This is a genomic window from Chryseobacterium sp. JM1 (assembly GCF_000737715.1).
Lineage (GTDB): Bacteria > Bacteroidota > Bacteroidia > Flavobacteriales > Weeksellaceae > Chryseobacterium.
On record NZ_JPRN01000010.1, the window covers coordinates 126,853 to 145,536 of the forward strand.

General features: G+C 38.7%; 22 protein-coding genes. 16 read left to right on the forward strand and 6 right to left on the reverse strand.

What is annotated here, in order from left to right; all coding sequences use genetic code 11:
• The first annotated feature begins 1 nt into the window (after position 1).
• The 4 genes from IW22_RS16490 (at position 2) to IW22_RS16505 (ending at position 3,605) form a co-directional block, all read left to right on the forward strand.
• Entirely contained in the window at positions 2-289 is a 288-nt protein-coding gene (locus IW22_RS16490) for a putative quinol monooxygenase (protein ID WP_034728559.1), read from the forward strand.
• 79 nt (positions 290-368) lie between these two features.
• The gene (locus tag IW22_RS16495) at positions 369-1,043 is read left to right on the forward strand and encodes a type 1 glutamine amidotransferase domain-containing protein (protein ID WP_034728702.1); all 675 of its coding nucleotides are present in this window, start codon (positions 369-371) and stop codon (positions 1,041-1,043) included.
• A gap of 529 nt (positions 1,044-1,572) precedes the next feature.
• A complete protein-coding gene (locus IW22_RS16500; protein WP_034728561.1) occupies positions 1,573-2,556 on the forward strand; it encodes an aldo/keto reductase in 984 nt (327 codons plus the stop codon).
• Positions 2,557-2,633: 77 nt separating this feature from the next.
• A complete protein-coding gene (locus IW22_RS16505; RefSeq protein ID WP_034728563.1) occupies positions 2,634-3,605 on the forward strand; it encodes a cyclase family protein in 972 nt (323 codons plus the stop codon).
• An 84-nt stretch (positions 3,606-3,689) separates the two neighbouring features.
• Here the strand turns inward: IW22_RS16505 and IW22_RS16510 are convergent, their stop codons facing one another.
• From IW22_RS16510 to IW22_RS16520, 3 genes are all read right to left on the reverse strand, one after another.
• A complete protein-coding gene (locus IW22_RS16510) occupies positions 3,690-4,133 on the reverse strand; it encodes a carboxymuconolactone decarboxylase family protein (RefSeq protein WP_034728565.1) in 444 nt (147 codons plus the stop codon).
• A 4-nt stretch (positions 4,134-4,137) separates the two neighbouring features.
• Positions 4,138-4,572 (reverse strand): DoxX family protein, encoded by a 435-nt coding sequence (locus tag IW22_RS16515; protein ID WP_034728704.1) that lies wholly within the window; start codon positions 4,570-4,572, stop codon positions 4,138-4,140.
• Positions 4,573-4,635: 63 nt separating this feature from the next.
• Positions 4,636-5,208, reverse strand: coding sequence for a Crp/Fnr family transcriptional regulator (locus IW22_RS16520; protein WP_034728567.1), 573 nt, complete (start codon positions 5,206-5,208; stop codon positions 4,636-4,638).
• A gap of 65 nt (positions 5,209-5,273) precedes the next feature.
• Between IW22_RS16520 and IW22_RS16525 the strand changes: the two genes are divergently transcribed.
• Positions 5,274-5,663 (forward strand): DUF1304 domain-containing protein, encoded by a 390-nt coding sequence (locus IW22_RS16525; protein WP_034728570.1) that lies wholly within the window; start codon positions 5,274-5,276, stop codon positions 5,661-5,663.
• A 214-nt stretch (positions 5,664-5,877) separates the two neighbouring features.
• On the opposite strand, the gene IW22_RS16530 is transcribed toward IW22_RS16525, so the two are convergent.
• Complete coding sequence (locus IW22_RS16530) at positions 5,878-6,255, reverse strand: winged helix-turn-helix transcriptional regulator (RefSeq protein WP_034728572.1); 378 nt, start codon at positions 6,253-6,255, stop codon at positions 5,878-5,880.
• 91 nt (positions 6,256-6,346) lie between these two features.
• Between IW22_RS16530 and IW22_RS16535 the strand changes: the two genes are divergently transcribed.
• A complete protein-coding gene (locus tag IW22_RS16535; protein WP_034728573.1) occupies positions 6,347-7,336 on the forward strand; it encodes an NADP-dependent oxidoreductase in 990 nt (329 codons plus the stop codon).
• A gap of 3 nt (positions 7,337-7,339) precedes the next feature.
• On the forward strand, positions 7,340-7,810 hold the full coding sequence (locus IW22_RS16540) for a cupin domain-containing protein (protein WP_034728574.1): 471 nt from the start codon (positions 7,340-7,342) through the stop codon (positions 7,808-7,810).
• Positions 7,811-7,989: 179 nt separating this feature from the next.
• Here the strand turns inward: IW22_RS16540 and IW22_RS16545 are convergent, their stop codons facing one another.
• Together IW22_RS16545 and IW22_RS16550 are read right to left on the reverse strand one after the other, a co-directional pair.
• Positions 7,990-8,397 (reverse strand): thioredoxin family protein, encoded by a 408-nt coding sequence (locus tag IW22_RS16545; RefSeq protein ID WP_228384058.1) that lies wholly within the window; start codon positions 8,395-8,397, stop codon positions 7,990-7,992.
• 50 nt (positions 8,398-8,447) lie between these two features.
• Positions 8,448-10,517: a TonB-dependent receptor plug domain-containing protein gene (locus tag IW22_RS16550; RefSeq protein WP_034728576.1), complete on the reverse strand. Its 2,070-nt coding sequence runs from the start codon at positions 10,515-10,517 to the stop codon at positions 8,448-8,450.
• Positions 10,518-10,638: 121 nt separating this feature from the next.
• On the opposite strand from IW22_RS16550, the gene IW22_RS16555 reads away from it, so the two are divergent.
• The 9 genes from IW22_RS16555 to IW22_RS16590 all read left to right on the forward strand — a co-directional run bounded on the left by IW22_RS16555 (position 10,639) and on the right by IW22_RS16590 (position 18,599).
• A complete protein-coding gene (locus IW22_RS16555; protein WP_034728577.1) occupies positions 10,639-11,826 on the forward strand; it encodes a homogentisate 1,2-dioxygenase in 1,188 nt (395 codons plus the stop codon).
• A gap of 27 nt (positions 11,827-11,853) precedes the next feature.
• The gene (locus IW22_RS16560; RefSeq protein WP_034728578.1) at positions 11,854-13,128 is read left to right on the forward strand and encodes an acetyl-CoA hydrolase/transferase family protein; all 1,275 of its coding nucleotides are present in this window, start codon (positions 11,854-11,856) and stop codon (positions 13,126-13,128) included.
• Between the two features lie 139 nt (positions 13,129-13,267).
• Entirely contained in the window at positions 13,268-14,062 is a 795-nt protein-coding gene (locus IW22_RS16565) for a hypothetical protein (RefSeq protein ID WP_034728579.1), read from the forward strand.
• Between the two features lie 234 nt (positions 14,063-14,296).
• A complete protein-coding gene (hppD, locus tag IW22_RS16570) occupies positions 14,297-15,427 on the forward strand; it encodes a 4-hydroxyphenylpyruvate dioxygenase (RefSeq protein WP_034728580.1) in 1,131 nt (376 codons plus the stop codon).
• A 71-nt stretch (positions 15,428-15,498) separates the two neighbouring features.
• Positions 15,499-15,957, forward strand: a complete 459-nt coding sequence (locus tag IW22_RS16575; RefSeq protein WP_034728582.1) for a hypothetical protein — start codon at positions 15,499-15,501, stop codon at positions 15,955-15,957.
• Between the two features lie 67 nt (positions 15,958-16,024).
• Positions 16,025-17,272: a fumarylacetoacetase gene (fahA, locus tag IW22_RS16580; RefSeq protein ID WP_034728583.1), complete on the forward strand. Its 1,248-nt coding sequence runs from the start codon at positions 16,025-16,027 to the stop codon at positions 17,270-17,272.
• A 32-nt stretch (positions 17,273-17,304) separates the two neighbouring features.
• Positions 17,305-17,484 (forward strand): GxxExxY protein, encoded by a 180-nt coding sequence (locus tag IW22_RS24730; RefSeq protein WP_262483633.1) that lies wholly within the window; start codon positions 17,305-17,307, stop codon positions 17,482-17,484.
• Positions 17,462-17,713 carry a GxxExxY protein gene (locus tag IW22_RS24735; RefSeq protein WP_262483634.1) on the forward strand — a complete coding sequence of 84 codons (252 nt, stop codon included), beginning with the start codon at positions 17,462-17,464 and terminating at the stop codon, positions 17,711-17,713. Before IW22_RS24730 ends, IW22_RS24735 begins: the two co-directional genes overlap by 23 nt.
• Before the next feature lie 61 nt (positions 17,714-17,774).
• Positions 17,775-18,599, forward strand: coding sequence for a flavin reductase family protein (locus tag IW22_RS16590; RefSeq protein ID WP_034728584.1), 825 nt, complete (start codon positions 17,775-17,777; stop codon positions 18,597-18,599).
• The last annotated feature ends 85 nt before the right edge of the window (positions 18,600-18,684 follow it).

Below are 18,684 nucleotides of genomic sequence, written 5' to 3' on the forward strand. Positions count from 1 at the left end.
TATGAAAATTTATCTTACAGCAATAATCAAAGCAAAAGAAGAACACCGTACTGAAGTTCTGGACGTTCTTCAGAATATGGTCAAAGAAACCCGAAAAGAAGATGCGTGCGAACTGTACAGCCTTCACCAGGGAATCGAAGACAAAAACCAGTTTATATTCTACGAAATCTGGAAAAGCGATGAAGGACTGGCACAGCATAACCAGCAGCCATACATTCAGGCTTTCGGAGCTATCGTTGACGAAAAGCTACAGGAAAAACCACAAATTTACACTACCCATATTCTTTAATATGAAAAAATTAGCATTTTTATTGGTAACCCTATTGACGATAGGATTTGTTCAGGCACAACACCAAAAAACTCAACGTATGAAAAAGAAAATTTTATTCGTCGTGACCAGTCATGATAAAAAAGGAGACACGGGAGAAGATACCGGATATTATCTGGGTGAAGTTTCTCATCCATGGGAAGTTCTGCACAAAGCAGGATATGAAATTGATTTTGTAAGCCCAAAAGGCGGAACTCCACCGGTAGACGGATTTGATTTAAAAGATCCTGTCAACAAAGAATTCTGGGAAAACAAAGAATATAAAAATAAAATCGATCATTCTTTACAGCCTTCTCAGGTGAAACCGGACAATTACAGTGCTGTCTTCTACGCAGGAGGTCACGGTGCGATGTGGGATTTTGCGGACAATACGGAATTAGCAGATATCGCTTCAAAAATTTATGAGAATGGCGGTATTGTAGCAGCGGTATGTCATGGTCCTTCCGGTTTGGTCAATATCAAACTGAACAACGGAAAGTATCTGGTAGACGGCAAAAAGATCAATGCCTTCACCAATGAAGAAGAAGCTGAAGTAAAATTAACCAATGTGGTTCCTTTCCTTCTGGAAGATAAACTGAAAGAAAGGGGCGCAAAATTTGAAAAATCAGGACTTTGGCAGAACCATGTGGTGAGTGACCAGAGAGTAATCACAGGACAGAATCCTCAATCTGCAAAAAGTGTAGGTGAGGCGATCTTAAAGGAACTTAATCAATAATCTTTTTTTTAAAACCACAAAAGTCACAAAAATATTTTAACACTTAAGTTATTTGAAGTTGAAATGCTTTGCGAACTAGAAGATCACATAAGTTTAAAAAAAATCAAAGATTTTCAGCAACGTGTTTGGTGTGGAATAAACGGTATTCAATTTTATCGCAGATAAAATCTTAGCGCCTTAAAGCATTCGAATTAGAAAAAAAATTGCGTGTTTGCGCTTACCAACAATATGCATTAACATCTGTGAAAATCTGTGAAATCCGTGGTGAAAAAATAACCACAAAAGTCACAAAAGTATTTTAACACTTAAGTTGTTTGAAATTGAAATACTTTGTGAATAAGAAGATCACATAAGTTTAAAAAAAATCAAAGATTTTCAGCAAGATGTTTGGTGTGAAATAAACAGTATTCAATTTTATCGTAGGTAAAATCCTAGCGCCTTAAAGCATTCGAATTAGAAAAAAAATTGCGCCTTCGCGATCACCAACAAAATACTTTGCACTTTAAAATTTAAATAAATAATCAAAAAAATGGAATACAGAAAATTAGGAAATACGGAACTGGAACTGTCTGCAATTACTCACGGAGCCTTTGCTATCGGAGGAAATATGTGGGGCGGCAATGAAAAACAGGATTCCATCAATTCAATTCATGCTTCTTTGGATCACGGCGTAACTTCCATTGATACGGCACCTTTTTACGGTTTCGGACTCAGTGAGGAAATGATCGGGGAAGCGATTAAAGGAAAAGACCGGTCAAAAATTCAGTTATTAACCAAATTCGGTTTGGTATGGGACGGCAGCAATAATGGGAAAGGTGAATTTTTCTTCGATGCAGAAGACGAAGGCAAAACACTTCCGGTTTACAAATATGCTTCAAAGGCCAATATTATCAAAGAAGTGGAAGAAAGCTTAAAAAGGCTGGGAACAGATTATATCGATCTTTTACAGCTTCACTGGCCGGACGGCACAACCCCTATCTGCGAAACCATGGAAACCATGGAACTTCTGATCCAGCAGGGAAAAGTGCTTGCAGCAGGTGTCAGCAATTATACTGTTCCACAAATGCAGGAAGCCAACAGAACACTGCATTTGGCGAGCAATCAGGTTTCATACAGCATGCTGAACCGAGCTATTGAAAGCGATCTTGTCCCGTATGCTTTGGAACACAATTCAGGAATCATCGTCTACAGTCCTATGGAAAGAGGTCTTTTGACCGGTAAATATTTCAAAGAGGATAAATTAAAGGACAATGACCACAGAAACGGTTATTTTTCACAGTTTGATTTAAGTAAAGTAAAAAAATTCTTAGACAAAATAGAACCTATTGCTCAGGAAAAAGGGGCTTCCCTTTCACAATTGGTATTAAGATGGACCACCTTGCAGCCGGCTATTACCGTAGTTTTGGCAGGAGCCAGAAATGCACAGCAAGCCATTGATAATGCCAAGGCAATGGAAATAAATCTTTCTCAGGATGAATTGAATTTTATCAATACAGCGCTAAGCGAAATTTAATCTTGTATCATCAGTAAACTTTCTCTTTGGGACGGTTTACTGATCTTCTCTCTTTTACACCCTATACAATAAAAAAAATGAAAAAGAATCTGATCAGAATGTTCGGGTTGGTCATTCTATTGGCCATCAGCAACATCGACATAAAAGCTCAAAACCTCAGCGTTAACCCTGATGATAAATCCTGGTATCCATCTGTTTACGGAGCTAAAGATGAAATAGGAGCCGCCAATCTATTAACTGCAGAAGTTGTCAATCAAGCTGTAGGACTGGTAAAACAAGGCAAAACACTTCCGTTAGCTGTTCCTATTGACAAAAATCTGCCGGCTTTCAGACACAGAAGTTTTAATCTGTACAATATCCAACCCGGTGAACAGGGCGGAAAGAGCATCGGTCCCAATAAATTCACCTTCAATGATGAACTTGTGAACGGATGGACAGGCGTTGGAACTCAGCTTAACGGCATCGGACACATCGGAATTGATAACATCTACTACAACGGAAATAAAGCCGTTGATTTTGTAACAGTGGAAGGTGTCAAGAAATTAGGCATTGAAAAAGTCCCTCCTTTTGTGACCCGCGGTGTAGTTTTAGATATGACCGCTCATTACGGAAAAGACATCGTTCCGGGTGGTACGGAATTTACAACAGCAGATATTAAAGCCGTTTTAAAGAAACAAAACATTACCCTCAGAAAAGGAGATATTGTACTGTTCAATACCGGATGGCTGGAACTGATTGGTAAAGACAACCAAAAGTTTTTAGAAACAGAACCGGGAATCGGTATGGAGGCTGCGCAGTGGCTTGCCGAGCAGGGAATCGTCGCTTTCGGAGGCGATACATGGGCATCAGAAGTGTACCCCAACCCAAAATCTAAAGAGGAATTCCCAATCAACCAGTTTATGCTGGCAAAAAAAGGAATTTACAATCTGGAACTGATCGACAGCCGTCCATTGGTGAAAGATAAAGTCTGGGAGTTTTTATTCGTTCTGGGACAGCCTTTATATGTAGGATCTACCCAGGTCAATATCAATCCTGTCGCTATTTATTAAACTTATTTCTTCTAATTTTTATAACAGAAAAGAGCTCTTCACCAAATGAAGAGCTCTTTGTCGTAAATAACGTTAAACGGAAAATTATTTGGCAACAGGTAAGTGTGTACTTATAGCAATTCTGTTCCATGCATTGATGGTAACAATCGCCATAATGATTTGTGCAATCTGTGCATCATCAAAATACTGTTTTGCCTTTTGGAAAGTTTCTTCTGAAAGTCCGTTCTGGCTGATCAGGGTAATTTCTTCCGTCATCGCTAAAAGCACCTGCTCTTCTTCCGTGAAAAATTCTTTGGCTTCTCTCCATCCTTCAAGAATGAAAATTCTCTGCGTGGTTTCTCCGTATTTAAGAGCATCTTTCGTGTGCATATCAAGGCAGAAAGCACATTTGTTGATCTGTGAAGCTCTGATTTTAATTAATTCCTTTTGAATGTGATTTAATGAAATCGTCTGAAGATATCCTTCCAATCCCATCATTGCTTTGTAAGCAGCTGAATCTACTGTGGCAATATTTAATCTTGCGCTCATAATATTATTTATTTTTGTTGGTTAAATGATCTATACTAAAAGAATACTTTGGCTGAACGGCCAGTAAAAATGCTCCGGCACTTCCTACCCAGACCGAGTAATCCAAAGGAGCTTTAACGCCTAATGCCATGGTCATGGACAAAGCAAAGACCAGCAGAAGAAATCCCGCTCCGTAAGCTCCAATCCTGGTTTTCCAGCCTATAAGAAGCATCAGTGGAAAAAGTATTTCAAAAAAAGTCGCGGTATAAGCTGAAAACGTACTTAAACCTTCGGGAAGAAAAAAAGTAAGTTTTCGGGTGTATGTTTCAAAATTCTCCCAGTTTCCCCAGGCTGAATTTTTGCCCCAGAAACCGAACCGGTCTGCCACTGCGGAAAGCATGGTCACAGAAATGGCAAGTCTTAAAAATAATTGCGGAAACTGAACGTTTTTGTCTGTCATGATATTGGCTTTTAATAACATGACAAATCTCCGACTTATTATCGGTAAAAATCTTAAACTGGTTTAAGAACGTAATTTTGCCCTGATTTCACTGAGATATTCCGGGGTAAGATTTAAAAAAGAAGCGATCAGATATTGAGGAATCCTCTGAATAAACCATGGATACAAAGTACTGAAATGCACATACAGTTCTTCTCTTGACATTTCATACAGATAGCGGATTCTTCTCTCCGAAGCAGCATAAGCCCTTTGATAAATCATTCTGAAATACCTTTCCATGATCGGATGTTTCTGCAGCAAAAGTTCCTGCTGCTGAAGGTCAATCACCAGAACCGTAGAACGCTCTACCGCCTGAATACAGAAGTCTGATTTCATCTGTCTTTCATACGCGAAAGTATCCGTGATCCACCAGTTTTCTATAGCAAATTCGGTGGTTTGTTCTGCCCCTTTCTCATTCACAAAAAACTTTCTCAAACAGCCCACAGACACAAAATACATCGATCTGCAGATCTCGCCACTAAGCATCAGACTCTGCTTTTTTTTCACTTCTATTTCCTGAAAAAAAGAAAATATAGAAGCATATTCTTCATCGGTGACTGTAACAAATTTATTTAAATGCGCTTTGAAAGTATCCATCTTTGCAATTGAATACCCAAACTTAACTTTATTTTTTTAGTTTTACAATTACAAAATCGTAAATCATGGAACTCGTTGCTAAAATTCTCATCGCCATTGTTGCGCTGGAACATATTTATATCCTGTGGATGGAAATGTTCGCCTGGGAAACCAAAGGAAAGGAAGTATTTAAAGCGGCACTGCCGGCTGAAATGTTTAAACCGACAAAAGGGCTGGCTGCCAACCAAGGGCTGTATAATGGTTTTCTTGCTGCAGGACTGATCTGGTCATTATTGATTGAAGATTTGAAATGGCAAACCAATGTTTCACTATTTTTCCTGAGCTGTGTGGCGATTGCCGGAATTTATGGAGCTGTTACAGCGACAAAAAGAATATTTTTCGTACAGGCATTGCCGGCAATATTGGCGATCATTGCAGTAGTTGTGAATCATTGTTTTCAGCTTATACAGAGATAATTTTTAACGATAAAATTGAATACTTACAGTCATTGCGAGGAGCGTAGCGACGAAGCAATCTCAGAAAAAAGATAGATTTGAGATTGCTTCACCTAAAGGTTCGCAATGACAAATAATTCCGCGCAGATCGCACAGATAACACAGATCTCTTCTTTGAAGAATAGTCTTTGACCCCAAATCTTTAAATTCTTCAATACTTAAATCCTTAAATCAACTAACTCATCGACTCTTTGATCTTCTCCCGATGGATAATTCCCCAATTCACCAGCGTTTCCGTCACCGGGAAAACTGATTTTCCATATTCTGTAACCGCATAAGCCACCGTGATAGGTTTTGTGTCCTGAATGGTTCTTGTGATGAGAAGATTTACTTCCAATTCTTTCAATTCTTTGCTGAGCATTTTAGCAGATATTCCTGTAATACCCCGCTGCAGCTTTTTGAAATGAATCTGCTGATCGGTTCTGTTGGTCAGATACCGGATAATCATCAGTTTCCATTTTCCTCCTAAAACATCCAGACTGTCACGCATTGCAAATAATTCTTCGGTGCAGTTGGCTTCTCTTTCTATTCCATTTTCTATGATTTTTGCCATAATAGTTTCATTAAGGTAACTAGTTACCAATAGTTAACTGGTAGCAAATATAAACTATTCTCTTTTTACATTTGTCTGTCAAATTACTCATATGAAAGCCATTATATTAAATGAAAATTTCCAGCTCGGAGAAGCTGAGATAGAAAAACCTACACCGAAAAGTCATGAAGTTTTAATCCAGATCAAAGCCAGCGGTTTTAATCCTATCGATTATCAGATGATTGAAAACGAGCTGGAACGGAAACTGCTCAAGTCACCAATTTTAGGTCGGGAAATGTCGGGAATTGTTGTTGAAAAAGGTACAGATGCCCATCAGTTCAACATTGGAGACGAAGTATTCTGCGGAAGCGGCTCGATGGGAAGTAACGGTTCTTACGCTGAATATATTGCCGTTCCTGAAGCTATTGTTGCATTTAAAACTAAAAGCATTTCTTTCGAACAGGCCGCTGCGATTCCTTCAGCTGGACTTACAGGTTTACAGACCGTCAACCGTTTAAAACTCAACGAAAATGACACGGTCTTAGTGACAGGTGCGACAGGTGGAGTCGGTTCTTTTGTTATTAAATTTTTAATCGCGAATCAATTTAATAAAGTTACAGCGACAGTCGGAAGTGAAGAAAACAAACAGATTCTCCTCGGATTGGGCCTTAAAAATCATCAGATCATCAATTATAAAGATGAAAACCTTGCCGCCAGTCTTTTAAAAGCCAATAATGGTCAGCTTTTCGATTTCGGGATTGATCTTGTGGGAAACTATATGTCTGAAATCACGGCGGATGTTTTGAAAATCAACGGTACTTATGTAGATGTAACCGCATTAATCTCGAAAGATGCTCATGAAACCCTTTTCAATAAAGGAACCGTGATCATGAATATCTCCAACTACTCCTACAGCATGAACAAAGACTATCAGTATTACAAAGGAAATTTAGAGAAGATTTCAACACTTATTGAAAACGGAAAAATCAGTGCTCCCAATTATAAAACGGTAGGAGATCTTTCTCTGGATACGGTTTTAAAAGCCCATTCCCTTCTTAAAAACAATCAGACCCAAGGTCATAAACTGATCATGAAACATTAATATATGAACACAATACCCAGACGCGTTGTAACAGGAATCAAAGACGGAAAATCTGTCATTATAGAAGATCAGCAGACAGAAAATGCCCTGGAACATCTTCCGGGCCTTATTATTTCAGATATCTGGAACACTCAGAAAATGCCCGCAGGATTGGATCTTGAAACCCGGATCCCCAACACCGGATTTCCACAAACTCCCAAAAACGGAACCTATTTCCGTTACGTAGTTATTCCACCGGATAAAGACCTCTGCGTTGAATTTAAAGCAGGAGAACCCCATCCGATGATGCATCAGACTCCAACGCTGGATTATATTATTATCCTTTCAGGAGAACTTTATCTGATCATGGATGAAGGCGAAACGCTTCTTAGACCAGGAGACATTGTTATCCAGAGAGGAACCAATCATGCGTGGAGCAACAGATCGGATGAGCCTTGTATTCAGCTCGCTGTACTTATTGATGCGGGAATTTAGATTTAAAAATTGAAGAATTTAAAGATTTAAAGATTTTTCGGCAGTTTAAATATTTCACAAGAGAGCAAAATCTGTGTAAAACCGTCTGTCATTGCGAACCTTTAGGTGAAGCAATCTCAAATCTATCTTTTTTCCTAGATTGCTTCGTCCCTTCGGTCCTCGCATTGACCGTAAAACCATTACAAAGCAGAAATTTCCAGAAGTTTCTGCTTCATGGTTTCAGGGGTCAATAGCCCTTCATGATAATACACCAGCTTCTGATTCTTATCAAGAACAATCCACAAAGGATAAACAGGCTGATTTTTATTTTTAGACAAAGCCAGCGCCAGCTCATGAATCCCGGCACTTCCATTGGAGAGATACCCAAATTCACGGCCCTGGAATTTGATCTTTTCTTTTGTTTTTTCAGCTTCAAAATTGACCATATAAAAATGCTCATTGATCAGATCAACCATTGCCTGATCTTTGTTTAAGGCATGCTTTTCCATTTTACAGACCGAGCACCAGTCTGTGTACAGATGGATAATAACAGGTTTCGGATCTTTTTTCATCGATATTTCAAGATCAGAAAAAGTGCTTGTCTTCATCTGAGACAGATAAAAACAGGGCACTAACATTAAAAATAAAATAAAAGTTTTCATTTCAAAGTATATTTTACCCCCAGAAAACCTCTGATTCTCTGCATCGGCGCGTAGCCGTAAGCGGTGTCAAAAGTATAATGGTTCGGGTTGCTTATCGGATCGTCTGCATATTTATCAAACGGGTCAAACGGTCTCATCAAAGGATCTTTCGGTGTAAAATTGAACAGGTTTTTAATTCCGCAATACACTTCGAAGCCGGATTTGAAACTTTTTGAAACCTGAATATTGGCTAAAGAATAGAATGGCGAATATTCCGGGCGGTAGTCATTCGGAAGCACCGGAAGCCTCATGGGTCCGTAGAATTGTCCTGTGAAATCTAAGGTCAGATCATTGGTAAATTTGTACGAAAGATTGTAGGTCCCACTCCATTTCGGGGCGTGTAGCTGCTGGGATTTTTTATTGTTATCATCAAATTTCTGATAAACGTCGAGATAAGTTACCCCCAAATTGACACTCAAAGGAAAGCTGAAACTGAAATCCACATTCATCGAAGCTCCTCTGGAAATTCCATATCCGTGAAGGTTATCGTAAATAATTTTATCCGGATCGGTATCAAAATCTCCCACAATTTTATTGCTGAAATACGTATAAAAGGCTGAAGCATCCAACTGAATCATCCGGCTTCCCACCGGAATTTTCCAGATGTAGTTTAAATTTCCGTTGACAGATTTTTCAGGTTTTAAATCCGATTTAATTAAAACTTCTCTGGAACCGGTCAATGCTGCATGATCTTCCGTAAATAGGTTCACCACTCTGAATCCTGTTCCGAAATTGAACCTTAATGTATGATAAGGGTTCGGGGAGAATTTCCATGCAAACCTCGGTGAGTGCACTTCATGATGGATTTTATCATAATCAAAACGGTAACCTACCAGTAAAGTATGCTGATCACTTATTTCCCACTGATCCTGAACAAATGCTCCCCAGATCGGCGATTTCATCGGTGCATTGGTGATTCCGTCGCCAGATAAAGTTCCCGGTGTATTGTCATCATAGAATGTTCTTTTGAAAGTCACACCTCCCGTCAGATCATGTTTTCCTAGTTTTTTGCTCCAATAGGTCTGTGCAAACGCTACTTTCTGAAGGGCATCGTACGGATTGCTCCCATAAAAAGAATTCTGATCATGGTAATTATAGGAGAACTGAGTAACGATATATTCTTTTAAAGGCCATTGATACAGCCCGAAAACTTCCGCCCTGTTGGTATAAATACTTTCACCGTACACATCACTGCTTCCACGGTGAGATCTGTCCCACTGCATTTCTCCGCCAAAACGGTCCTCATATAAATACCTCAAAGCAAAGCTTGCCTGACGGTTTTCTTTTCGCTGAAAATTCCACTTATTAAAAACTGAAACTCTGCTCTGCAAAGCTGAATCTGTGAAATTATCTTTATTCTGGTCTATCTTTTCCTTAAAACTGAAGTAATTTAAGCTTAACAAAGACGCTGCATTCTTCCCAATATTAAATTTCGTTGAAACATCAAGATTATTTTCACTCCAGGTGCTGGTCATCATGTCAACGCTCAGTTTTGGTGCGGTCAGGGCATTTTTGGTGATAATATTGATCACTCCACCCATCGCTTCTGAGCCGTAAATAGAAGAAGCCGGACCTTTTACCACTTCAATTCTGTCGACAAGACTGTTAGGAATTCCACTCAGTCCGTACACCGTAGAAAGTGAGCTTACAATAGGCATTCCATCGATCAGGATCATCGTATAAGGACCTTCCAGGCCGTTGATATGAATATCTCCCGTGTTACATACTGAACAGTTCAGCTGAGGTTTTACGCCATTTACCATGGCGATTGCTTCAAAAATGCTCGGTGTAGGATTTTTTTGAAAAAATTTCTGGCTGTAAACCTCTACGGCTACAGGACTTTTTGATCTGCTGAAAGGTTTTATCGTTCCGGTAAGAACCACATCATCAATGGTGCTCATCTTGATTTTCGGTTTTGAAATGACAGATGAGTCCTGTTTTATTTGGGATTGTAAACTCAGACTGTCGGTCTCCTGAGAAAAACAATAAGAGGATAAAAGAGTAATAGAAAATAGTATTCGCTTCATGAAATTAAAATTGTTAGACAAATCTAACAATTATTTTTGAATTACAAAACACCATGACAAATGTTGTTAGAATCAATTCACGAAAAATGATTAAATTTGAGAAACTAGATATAAAAGTACTATGAGATATCATCAGGCGGGAAACATCCCACAAAAAAGACATACGATTTTCAAATCACCGGAAGATAAATTTTACTATGAACAGCTTTTCGGAACGGAAGGTTTTCACGGAATTTCATCACTGCTTTATCATACTCACCGCCCTACACAGATCAAATCTATCGGGGAACCGAAAGATGTGACGCCAAAAATTGCGGTAGAAAAGAATATTGCTCCGAGAATGTTTAAGGGAATGAATGTAACGCCGGAAGATGATTTCATGGACAGCAGAAAGATCCTTCTGATGAACAATGACCTGAAAATGGGATTGGCGAAACCCAGAAAGTCGATGGATTATTTCTACAAAAATGCTGAATGTGACGAACTTTTATATGTTCACAACGGAACCGGAATTCTGAAAACTTTTGTAGGAGACCTTGAATTTGTCACAGGTGATTATCTTATTATTCCGAGAGGAACCATTTACCAAGTGGAAGTGAACTCAGAAGACACTGTATTTTTTGTCCTTGAAAGCCACTCGCCTATCTATACTCCGAAACGTTACAGAAACGAGTTCGGACAGCTTCTTGAACATTCTCCGTTCTGCGAAAGAGACATGATCGCACCGGTTTTCAAAGAGCCTAAAGATGAAAAAGGAGAATTTTTAATTAAAGTAAAAAAAGAAAACCAGATCACAGATTTCATCTACGCGACACATCCGTTTGATGTCGTAGGATGGGATGGATATTTTTATCCTTATAAATTTAATATCAAAAACTTTGAACCCATCACCGGAAGAATTCACCAACCGCCACCGGTACATCAGAATTTTGAAGGTCATAATTTCGTAGTGTGCTCGTTCTGTGCAAGAATGTACGACTACCACCCAATGGCTATTCCGGCTCCTTACAACCACTCCAACATTGATTCTGATGAGGTTCTGTTCTACACGGAAGGAGATTTCATGAGCCGTAATCACATCGACCTTATGGACTTTACTTTACACCCAGGAGGAATCGTTCACGGACCTCACCCGGGCGCTATGGAAAGAAGTATCGGTAAAAAATTCACTGAAGAATATGCGGTAATGGTAGACCCTTTCCGTCCGTTGAAAATCACGGAAGAAGCTTTGAAAGTAGAAGATCCTTCTTACAAAACTTCGTGGCTGGAAGAATCAGACAAAACCATGGAAGACCGTTCCCAGGAATAAAAAAATCATTCATAAAAAAATTTCATTATGTACAATTATATTAGTGCAGAAGAAGCTATATACACTGTAAAAAGCGGAAACCGCGTATTTTTTCACGGGAGTGCATGTACTCCGAATCATCTTATTGACGAGCTGGCAAGACAGTCTCACCGTCTGGAAAACGTAGAAATGGTTTCCATTACCCAGCAGGGAAATGTGGAAATTGCCAAACCTGAATACAAGAATAGTTTCTTTGTCAATTCTCTGTTCGTATCCACTCCTGTGAGGGATGCTGTGAATTCTGAACGTGGAGATTTTGTTCCCGTTTTCTTAAGCGAGATCCCTATTCTATTCAGAAAAAACATACTGCCGTTAGATGTGGCATTGGTAACGGTTTCACCACCGGACAAACACGGTTTCTGTACGTTGGGAACCTCTGTAGACATCGCAAGAGCAGCCGTAGATACCGCAAAACTTATTGTAGCTATTGTCAATCCTCTGATGCCGAGAACCCATGGAGACGGAATGATCCACATCAGCAGAATCCATAAACTGGTCTGGCATGAAGAGGAACTTCCTACAGTAGACTATGGCTCAAAAGTAGGTGAAGTAGAAATGCTTGTTGGTAAAAATGTAGCTGAACTGATCGATGACAGATCTACACTTCAGATGGGCATCGGAACGATTCCTGATGCTGTTTTGAAATGCTTAACGAATCACAAGGACCTCGGTGTACACACCGAAATGTTGAGTGATGGAGTGATTGATCTGATTCAAAGCGATGTTATTAACAATAAGTACAAAGGCTACCACGATAACAAAACGATCACAAGTTTCTGTTTCGGAACCAGAAAACTCTATGATTATGTAGATGATAATACTGTTTTTGACTTTAAAGATGTAAGCGATGTGAACTTCCCGATTAATATCATGAGGAACAAAAAGATGGTTGCCATCAATTCTGCCATTGAAATTGACCTTACAGGACAGGTTTGTGCAGATTCTATCGGAACCTTGCAGTACAGCGGAATCGGTGGTCAGATGGACTTTATGAGAGGCGCTGCATTGAGTGAAGACGGAAAACCGATCATTGCGATCACATCAAGGACTAAAAAAGGCATCTCAAGAATAGTTCCTTTTCTTAAACAGGGTGCCGGAGTCGTGACAACAAGAGGACACATTCACTATGTGGTGACAGAATATGGTACTGCTTATTTATATGGTAAAAATCTCCGTCAGAGAGCTCAGGAGCTGATAAGCATCGCACACCCGGATGACAGGGAAATGCTGGAAAGAGCTGCCTATGAACGGTTTAAACAATAAAAATAGAAATACTGCGTTTTTCCCATGCATCATCTTCGTGGGAAAAACGTAGATATTATCAACAAAAACAAGACAAATCTTAAAAAAGCTTTAACATTTTGGCAGTGTTTTTGATAAACTCATTTAAAACCAAGGGAAATTGAAAACGATATATAATTCGATACGGGAAGAAGTTGAAAAACATTCTAAAGTACGGAATTCTGTTTTGGGGAATGTGAGTGAATGGAAAAGAAGCCATTATATTATTCTTTCCGAAATTATAAAAGATGAATTATCTGACGCTGAAGAACTGAAAGGCGGAAAAAAATTTGAAATAGGAAATACGATATCGCATGTTACTTTGCAGCGTTTTTTCGAAAATGATTATCAGGATAAAACCCATAATGATCTCAGGTTCCTGAAAACACTGGATAAGATCTGTATTTTCCTCGGTTACAAAGATTTAAACGACTACATACAGTCTGTAAAAGTAAAAAACACCGAGAAGGAATTAGGAGATGGCCTTGAATTTCTGACGAAAATGGTCTATGATTATTGTGCTACAGCATTTGAATTTTACAAACATTTTCCGGAACACAAAACGGATATTTTTAAAGAACTGGTCTTTGACGGTTCCCCATTTCTGGAAAGAACCTCACAGTTCAGCAGAGAATTGTGCGAACGAGATTTCCAGCTGGTGACCAAAAACAACCGTTCCAACTATGAAGTTTTTGATATTCATCTCGTTACGGATGAACCTGATAAAAAGATATTGGAAACCCAGGAATTCTGGAATCTGTTATTCAAAGTAGGAGAAACCGGAGAGGAACATTTTGTCAATCAGCTTAATACACAGATCTATTTTATCCGTAAAATAGATAATGTATGGAAGATCTGGGACAATTATAATCCTGATGCAGGAAGACTGAACAGGAAAGTCGATATAGAAAAATAAAGAAAGCCGTAGAAGTTCTACGGCTTTCCTGTTTCGAAAATATTTTTCTTTTTCACTTGTTCTTTGTAATAACAAATGTAGACATCCCTTTTCATTATAAATAAACTTAAATATACTTAAATGAACACTTCTTTAATTTTATGTTAAGTATATTCAAGGAATCCATTTGAATGTTTTCGCTATTTATAAGATTTTTGTAATTTGCATACCATTAAAAAAAGTAAAAATAGAAATATGTCAACACTTACATTTGCCGAAAAAATTGCTCAAGCTGAGAATTTTTTACCGATCAACGGTACAGATTACATTGAGTTTTATGTAGGAAATGCTAAACAGGCTGCCCATTATTACAAAACCGCATTCGGTTTTCAGTCTGTAGCATACGCGGGTCCTGAAACAGGAGTAAGAGACCGTGCTTCTTATGTTCTTCAACAGGGGAAGATAAGATTGGTATTAACAACAGGGCTTAAATCCGATTCACCTATCAGCGAACACGTAAAAAAACACGGTGATGGAGTGAAAATTTTGGCACTTTGGGTAGATGACGCTTATCAGGCTTTCGAGGAAACTACTAAAAGAGGTGGAAAACCTTATTTAGAGCCGGTAACTTTAACTGATGATCAGGGTGAGGTAAGAATGTCCGGAATTTATACTTACGGAGAAACCATCCACATGTTCATCGAGAGAAAAAATTACAAAGGTGCTTTCATGCCTGGCTACGAAAAATGGGAAAGTGCTTACAATCCTGAAGATGCAGGTTTATTATACGTAGACCACTGTGTAGGAAACGTAGACTGGAACAGAATGATTCCTACTGTAGAATGGTACGAAAAAGTAATGGGCTTTGTGAACATCCTTTCTTTTGACGACAAGCAGATCAATACAGAATATTCTGCATTGATGTCTAAAGTAATGTCCAACGGAAACGGATTTGCAAAATTCCCTATCAATGAGCCTGCAGAAGGTAAAAAGAAATCTCAGGTAGAAGAATACCTTGATTTCTACGAAGGAGAAGGTGTACAGCACATCGCAGTAGCCACAAGAGATATTATCCACACTGTCACTGAATTGAAGAAGCGTGGTGTAGAGTTCTTATCTGCTCCGCCGGAAGCATATTACGACATGGTTCCTGAAAGAGTGGGTCATATTGACGAAGATCTTAAAAAATTACAGGACTTAGGCATCCTTATTGATCATGATGAAGAAGGATATCTGCTTCAGATCTTTACGAAGCCTGTAGAAGACCGTCCTACCCTGTTCTTCGAAATCATTGAAAGACACGGTGCACAGAGTTTTGGTGCCGGAAACTTCAAGGCATTGTTCGAAGCCCTTGAAAGAGAGCAGGACAGAAGAGGAAATCTTTAATTTTACAATAGAATAATAAGTTTTGTCAGGATGAAAAGTCTTGACAAAACTTTTTTATAAAAACACAACGTATGAAAAAAATTTTTATTGGGATTTTATTTTTCGGAGCATTAGGGCTTAAAGCTCAATATGGAACCCTGAATGAAATCCTTAACCGACTGGAAGAAAGAAAAGGCATTAACCAAAATCTTGAAAGTGTCAATATCGACAACAAGAAGTTTGTCTTCATTAAAGATGCGGAAGACCACACGGAAAGAGATTTTATCATTATCAAAGGAAATGAAGCGACCTACGTAGAAGTTTTTGATGACAAAGCTACCGGCGAAAGCAGTTCAAACGTTTTTACGGGTGATATCGTCAGAAGAAAAAACATCGTTTCCCTGCGTGCAGACAAGCTTGAGAATAAAAAAGTGCCGCTTCCTGTGACCAAAACTTTGCTGCTCACCAAGCAGAAAGACATTCTGTATCTTATTGATGTCAATACAAAAGACAGATGGATCGATGAAGCCTCTTATTCCAAAAAGAAATAAATTCTTTTCAGACAGCAAATCATGAGGGATTTGTTATCTTACACCTTAATTTAATTCCAAAAAAATTATGAAATCATTTGTAGAGTATTCTTCGGATTCAGACTTTTCTATACATAATATTCCTTTCGGAGTAGCAGTTTTTAATAAAGAATATATCGGATGCTGTACAAGGATCGGAGATCAGGTAGTAGATCTTGCGACCCTTTACGATCTTGGGTATTTTGAGGGTATTCAGGGATTAGACGACAATATCTTTGAAGCCTATACCATCAACGAGTTTATCGAGCTGGGAAAACCCATCACCAATGCGGTACGTGTGAGAATCCAGGAACTTCTGCAGGAAGGTTCAACATTGTCAAAAGACGAAAAAACAATTGCAGACGCATTCTATGACCTGGATCAGGTAAAAATGATGATGCCGGTACACATCCCGAATTACACGGATTTCTACAGCAGCATCGAGCACGCCACTAACGTTGGAAAAATGTTCCGTGATCCGGAAAACGCATTGCTTCCCAACTGGAAACACCTTCCTGTAGGTTATCACGGAAGAGCTTCTTCTATCGTGGTTTCAGGAACAGAAATCAACCGTCCTAAAGGTCAGACGAAACCTGCAGATGCAGAAAAACCACTTTTCGGACCAAGCAAGCAGCTGGATTTTGAACTGGAAATGGCCTTTATCCTGAACAGAAACTCAGAAATGGGTGAAAGCATTTCCACAAAAGAAGCTGAAGAAGCCATCTTCGGTATGGTGGTATTCAACGACTGGTCAGCAAGAGATATTCAGGCTTGGGAATATGTTCCACTGGGACCATTCCTTGGTAAAAACTTTGGATCATCTATTTCTCCTTGGGTGGTTACCCTTGAAGCACTGGAACCTTTCAGAACAGCTTCTCCAAAGCAGGAACCTGAAGTTTTAGACTATCTAAAATTTGAAGGCGATAAAAATTACGACATCAATCTTGAAGTCTATTTACAACCTGAAAACGGTGAAGAAAACCTGATTTCAGAAAGTAATTATAAATTCATGTACTGGAATATGACTCAGCAACTGGCTCACCATACGATAAACGGATGTAATGTAGAAGTTGGAGACCTATACGCCAGCGGAACTATTTCAGGAAGCGATCCAAAATCTTTCGGATCTATGCTGGAACTAACATGGAGAGGACAAAATCCTTTACAGTTAAAAGACGGCCAGGAAAGAAAATTCATCGAAGATAACGATACCGTTACGATGAAAGCATGGGCTGAAAAAGACGGAGTGAGAGTAGGTTTCGGTGATGTTTCCGGTAAAATTATTCCAACGGTTTAATATTCTTAACCACAAAAGTCACAAAAGATTTTATGATTACACAGTCATATTTAACTGATCTGACGTATAAGATAAACGGCGCCTGCATAGAAGTTCACAAAATTTTAGGCGCCGGTTTATTAGAAAGTGTGTATCATAAATGTCTGGAAGAAGAATTTACACTTAGAAACATTAGCTTTAAATCCAGAGATGAAGGTCCCTTTAATCTATAAAGGAAAAGAAATCAAATGTGACTTTTTTTGTGACTTTCTTGTTGAAGATTTAATTGTTGTCGAATTAAAATCAGTCGTTGAGTTCAATGATATTCACCGATCTCAAATTTTAAATTATATTAATTTAATGAAGAAACCCAAAGGAATCTTAGTCAATTTTAATGTAAAAAATCTGTATCATGAAGGACAGGAAACTTTTGTAAATAAATATTACAATATGCTTTTTTGAACTTAAAAAACAGCTTATTTTATCTTAAAGCTTTTGTGACTTTTGTGGTTAAAAATAAAAAATGAAAACAGTTATCCCATCCGAATTATCCCCCGTCCAGCTTCAGACCATCATGCAGACCGCAGTGTCTCCGCGTCCGATTGCTTTGGCTTCTACGGTAGATAAAAACGGAACGATCAATTTATCTCCATTCAGTTTTTTTAATATGTTCAGTACAGTTCCTCCGATATTGATTTTTTCACCATCGAGGAGAGTACGCGACAATACAACTAAACATACACTTGAAAATGTTCTGGAAGTTCCGGAAGTAGTAATCGGAACGGTAAATTTTCCAATCGTACAGCAGATTTCTTTAGCATCTACAGAATATGAAACCGGAATCAATGAATTCATCAAATCCGGACTGACCATGAAAGATGCAGACCTGGTGCAGCCTAAACTGATTGAAGAATGCCCGGTTAACTTTGAATGTAAAGTTTTAGAAGTTAAATCTCTGGGAGATCAGGGAGGCGCAGGAAATCTGGTAATCTGTGAGGTTCAGAAAATTCATATCAGAGAAGAGTATCTGAATGAAGCCGGGAATTTAGATCAGCAAAAACTGGATATGGTGGCCCGTTTAGGAGGAAACTTTTACTCCAGAAGCAATGAGAACAGTATTTTTGAAGTACCTAAACCTTTGGTCACAAAAGGAATTGGGTTTGATCTGCTTCCAGATTCCATTAAATACAGTAAGATATTTACAGGAAACGATCTGGGAATGCTCGCCAATGTAGAAATACTTCCTGCAGGAGAATTCCATGCGGATGAAAATGTTCATACAAACGTTCAGAAATTACTCTTGGAAAGTAAAATTGAAGAAGCCTGGACGCTTTTAACAATAGCATAACATAAGCTTATACAAAACAAAACCAGCCTTATTACAGGCTGGTTTTTATTTATTTCTTAGCTATAAAATCTAAATTTTCATACAT

Excerpts from the sequence above, each read along its gene's own strand:
- IW22_RS16490 (WP_034728559.1), top strand. The coding sequence starts at position 2 with ATGAAAATTTATCTTACAGCAATAATCAAAGCAAAAGAAGAACACCGT.
- IW22_RS24735 (WP_262483634.1), top strand. The coding sequence starts at position 17,462 with ATGAAGGTCCCTTTAATCTATAAAGGAAAAGAAATCAAATGTGACTTT.
- IW22_RS16575 (WP_034728582.1), top strand. The coding sequence starts at position 15,499 with ATGAAAAAAATTTTTATTGGGATTTTATTTTTCGGAGCATTAGGGCTT.
- IW22_RS24730 (WP_262483633.1), top strand. The coding sequence starts at position 17,305 with ATGATTACACAGTCATATTTAACTGATCTGACGTATAAGATAAACGGC.
- IW22_RS16530 (WP_034728572.1), bottom strand. The coding sequence starts at position 6,255 with ATGGCAAAAATCATAGAAAATGGAATAGAAAGAGAAGCCAACTGCACC.
- IW22_RS16560 (WP_034728578.1), top strand. The coding sequence starts at position 11,854 with ATGTACAATTATATTAGTGCAGAAGAAGCTATATACACTGTAAAAAGC.
- IW22_RS16515 (WP_034728704.1), bottom strand. The coding sequence starts at position 4,572 with ATGACAGACAAAAACGTTCAGTTTCCGCAATTATTTTTAAGACTTGCC.
- IW22_RS16500 (WP_034728561.1), top strand. The coding sequence starts at position 1,573 with ATGGAATACAGAAAATTAGGAAATACGGAACTGGAACTGTCTGCAATT.
- IW22_RS16510 (WP_034728565.1), bottom strand. The coding sequence starts at position 4,133 with ATGAGCGCAAGATTAAATATTGCCACAGTAGATTCAGCTGCTTACAAA.
- IW22_RS16540 (WP_034728574.1), top strand. The coding sequence starts at position 7,340 with ATGAACACAATACCCAGACGCGTTGTAACAGGAATCAAAGACGGAAAA.
- hppD (WP_034728580.1), top strand. The coding sequence starts at position 14,297 with ATGTCAACACTTACATTTGCCGAAAAAATTGCTCAAGCTGAGAATTTT.
- IW22_RS16505 (WP_034728563.1), top strand. The coding sequence starts at position 2,634 with ATGAAAAAGAATCTGATCAGAATGTTCGGGTTGGTCATTCTATTGGCC.
- IW22_RS16555 (WP_034728577.1), top strand. The coding sequence starts at position 10,639 with ATGAGATATCATCAGGCGGGAAACATCCCACAAAAAAGACATACGATT.
- IW22_RS16495 (WP_034728702.1), top strand. The coding sequence starts at position 369 with ATGAAAAAGAAAATTTTATTCGTCGTGACCAGTCATGATAAAAAAGGA.
- IW22_RS16590 (WP_034728584.1), top strand. The coding sequence starts at position 17,775 with ATGAAAACAGTTATCCCATCCGAATTATCCCCCGTCCAGCTTCAGACC.
- IW22_RS16550 (WP_034728576.1), bottom strand. The coding sequence starts at position 10,517 with ATGAAGCGAATACTATTTTCTATTACTCTTTTATCCTCTTATTGTTTT.
- IW22_RS16535 (WP_034728573.1), top strand. The coding sequence starts at position 6,347 with ATGAAAGCCATTATATTAAATGAAAATTTCCAGCTCGGAGAAGCTGAG.
- IW22_RS16520 (WP_034728567.1), bottom strand. The coding sequence starts at position 5,208 with ATGGATACTTTCAAAGCGCATTTAAATAAATTTGTTACAGTCACCGAT.
- fahA (WP_034728583.1), top strand. The coding sequence starts at position 16,025 with ATGAAATCATTTGTAGAGTATTCTTCGGATTCAGACTTTTCTATACAT.
- IW22_RS16545 (WP_228384058.1), bottom strand. The coding sequence starts at position 8,397 with ATGAAGACAAGCACTTTTTCTGATCTTGAAATATCGATGAAAAAAGAT.
- IW22_RS16525 (WP_034728570.1), top strand. The coding sequence starts at position 5,274 with ATGGAACTCGTTGCTAAAATTCTCATCGCCATTGTTGCGCTGGAACAT.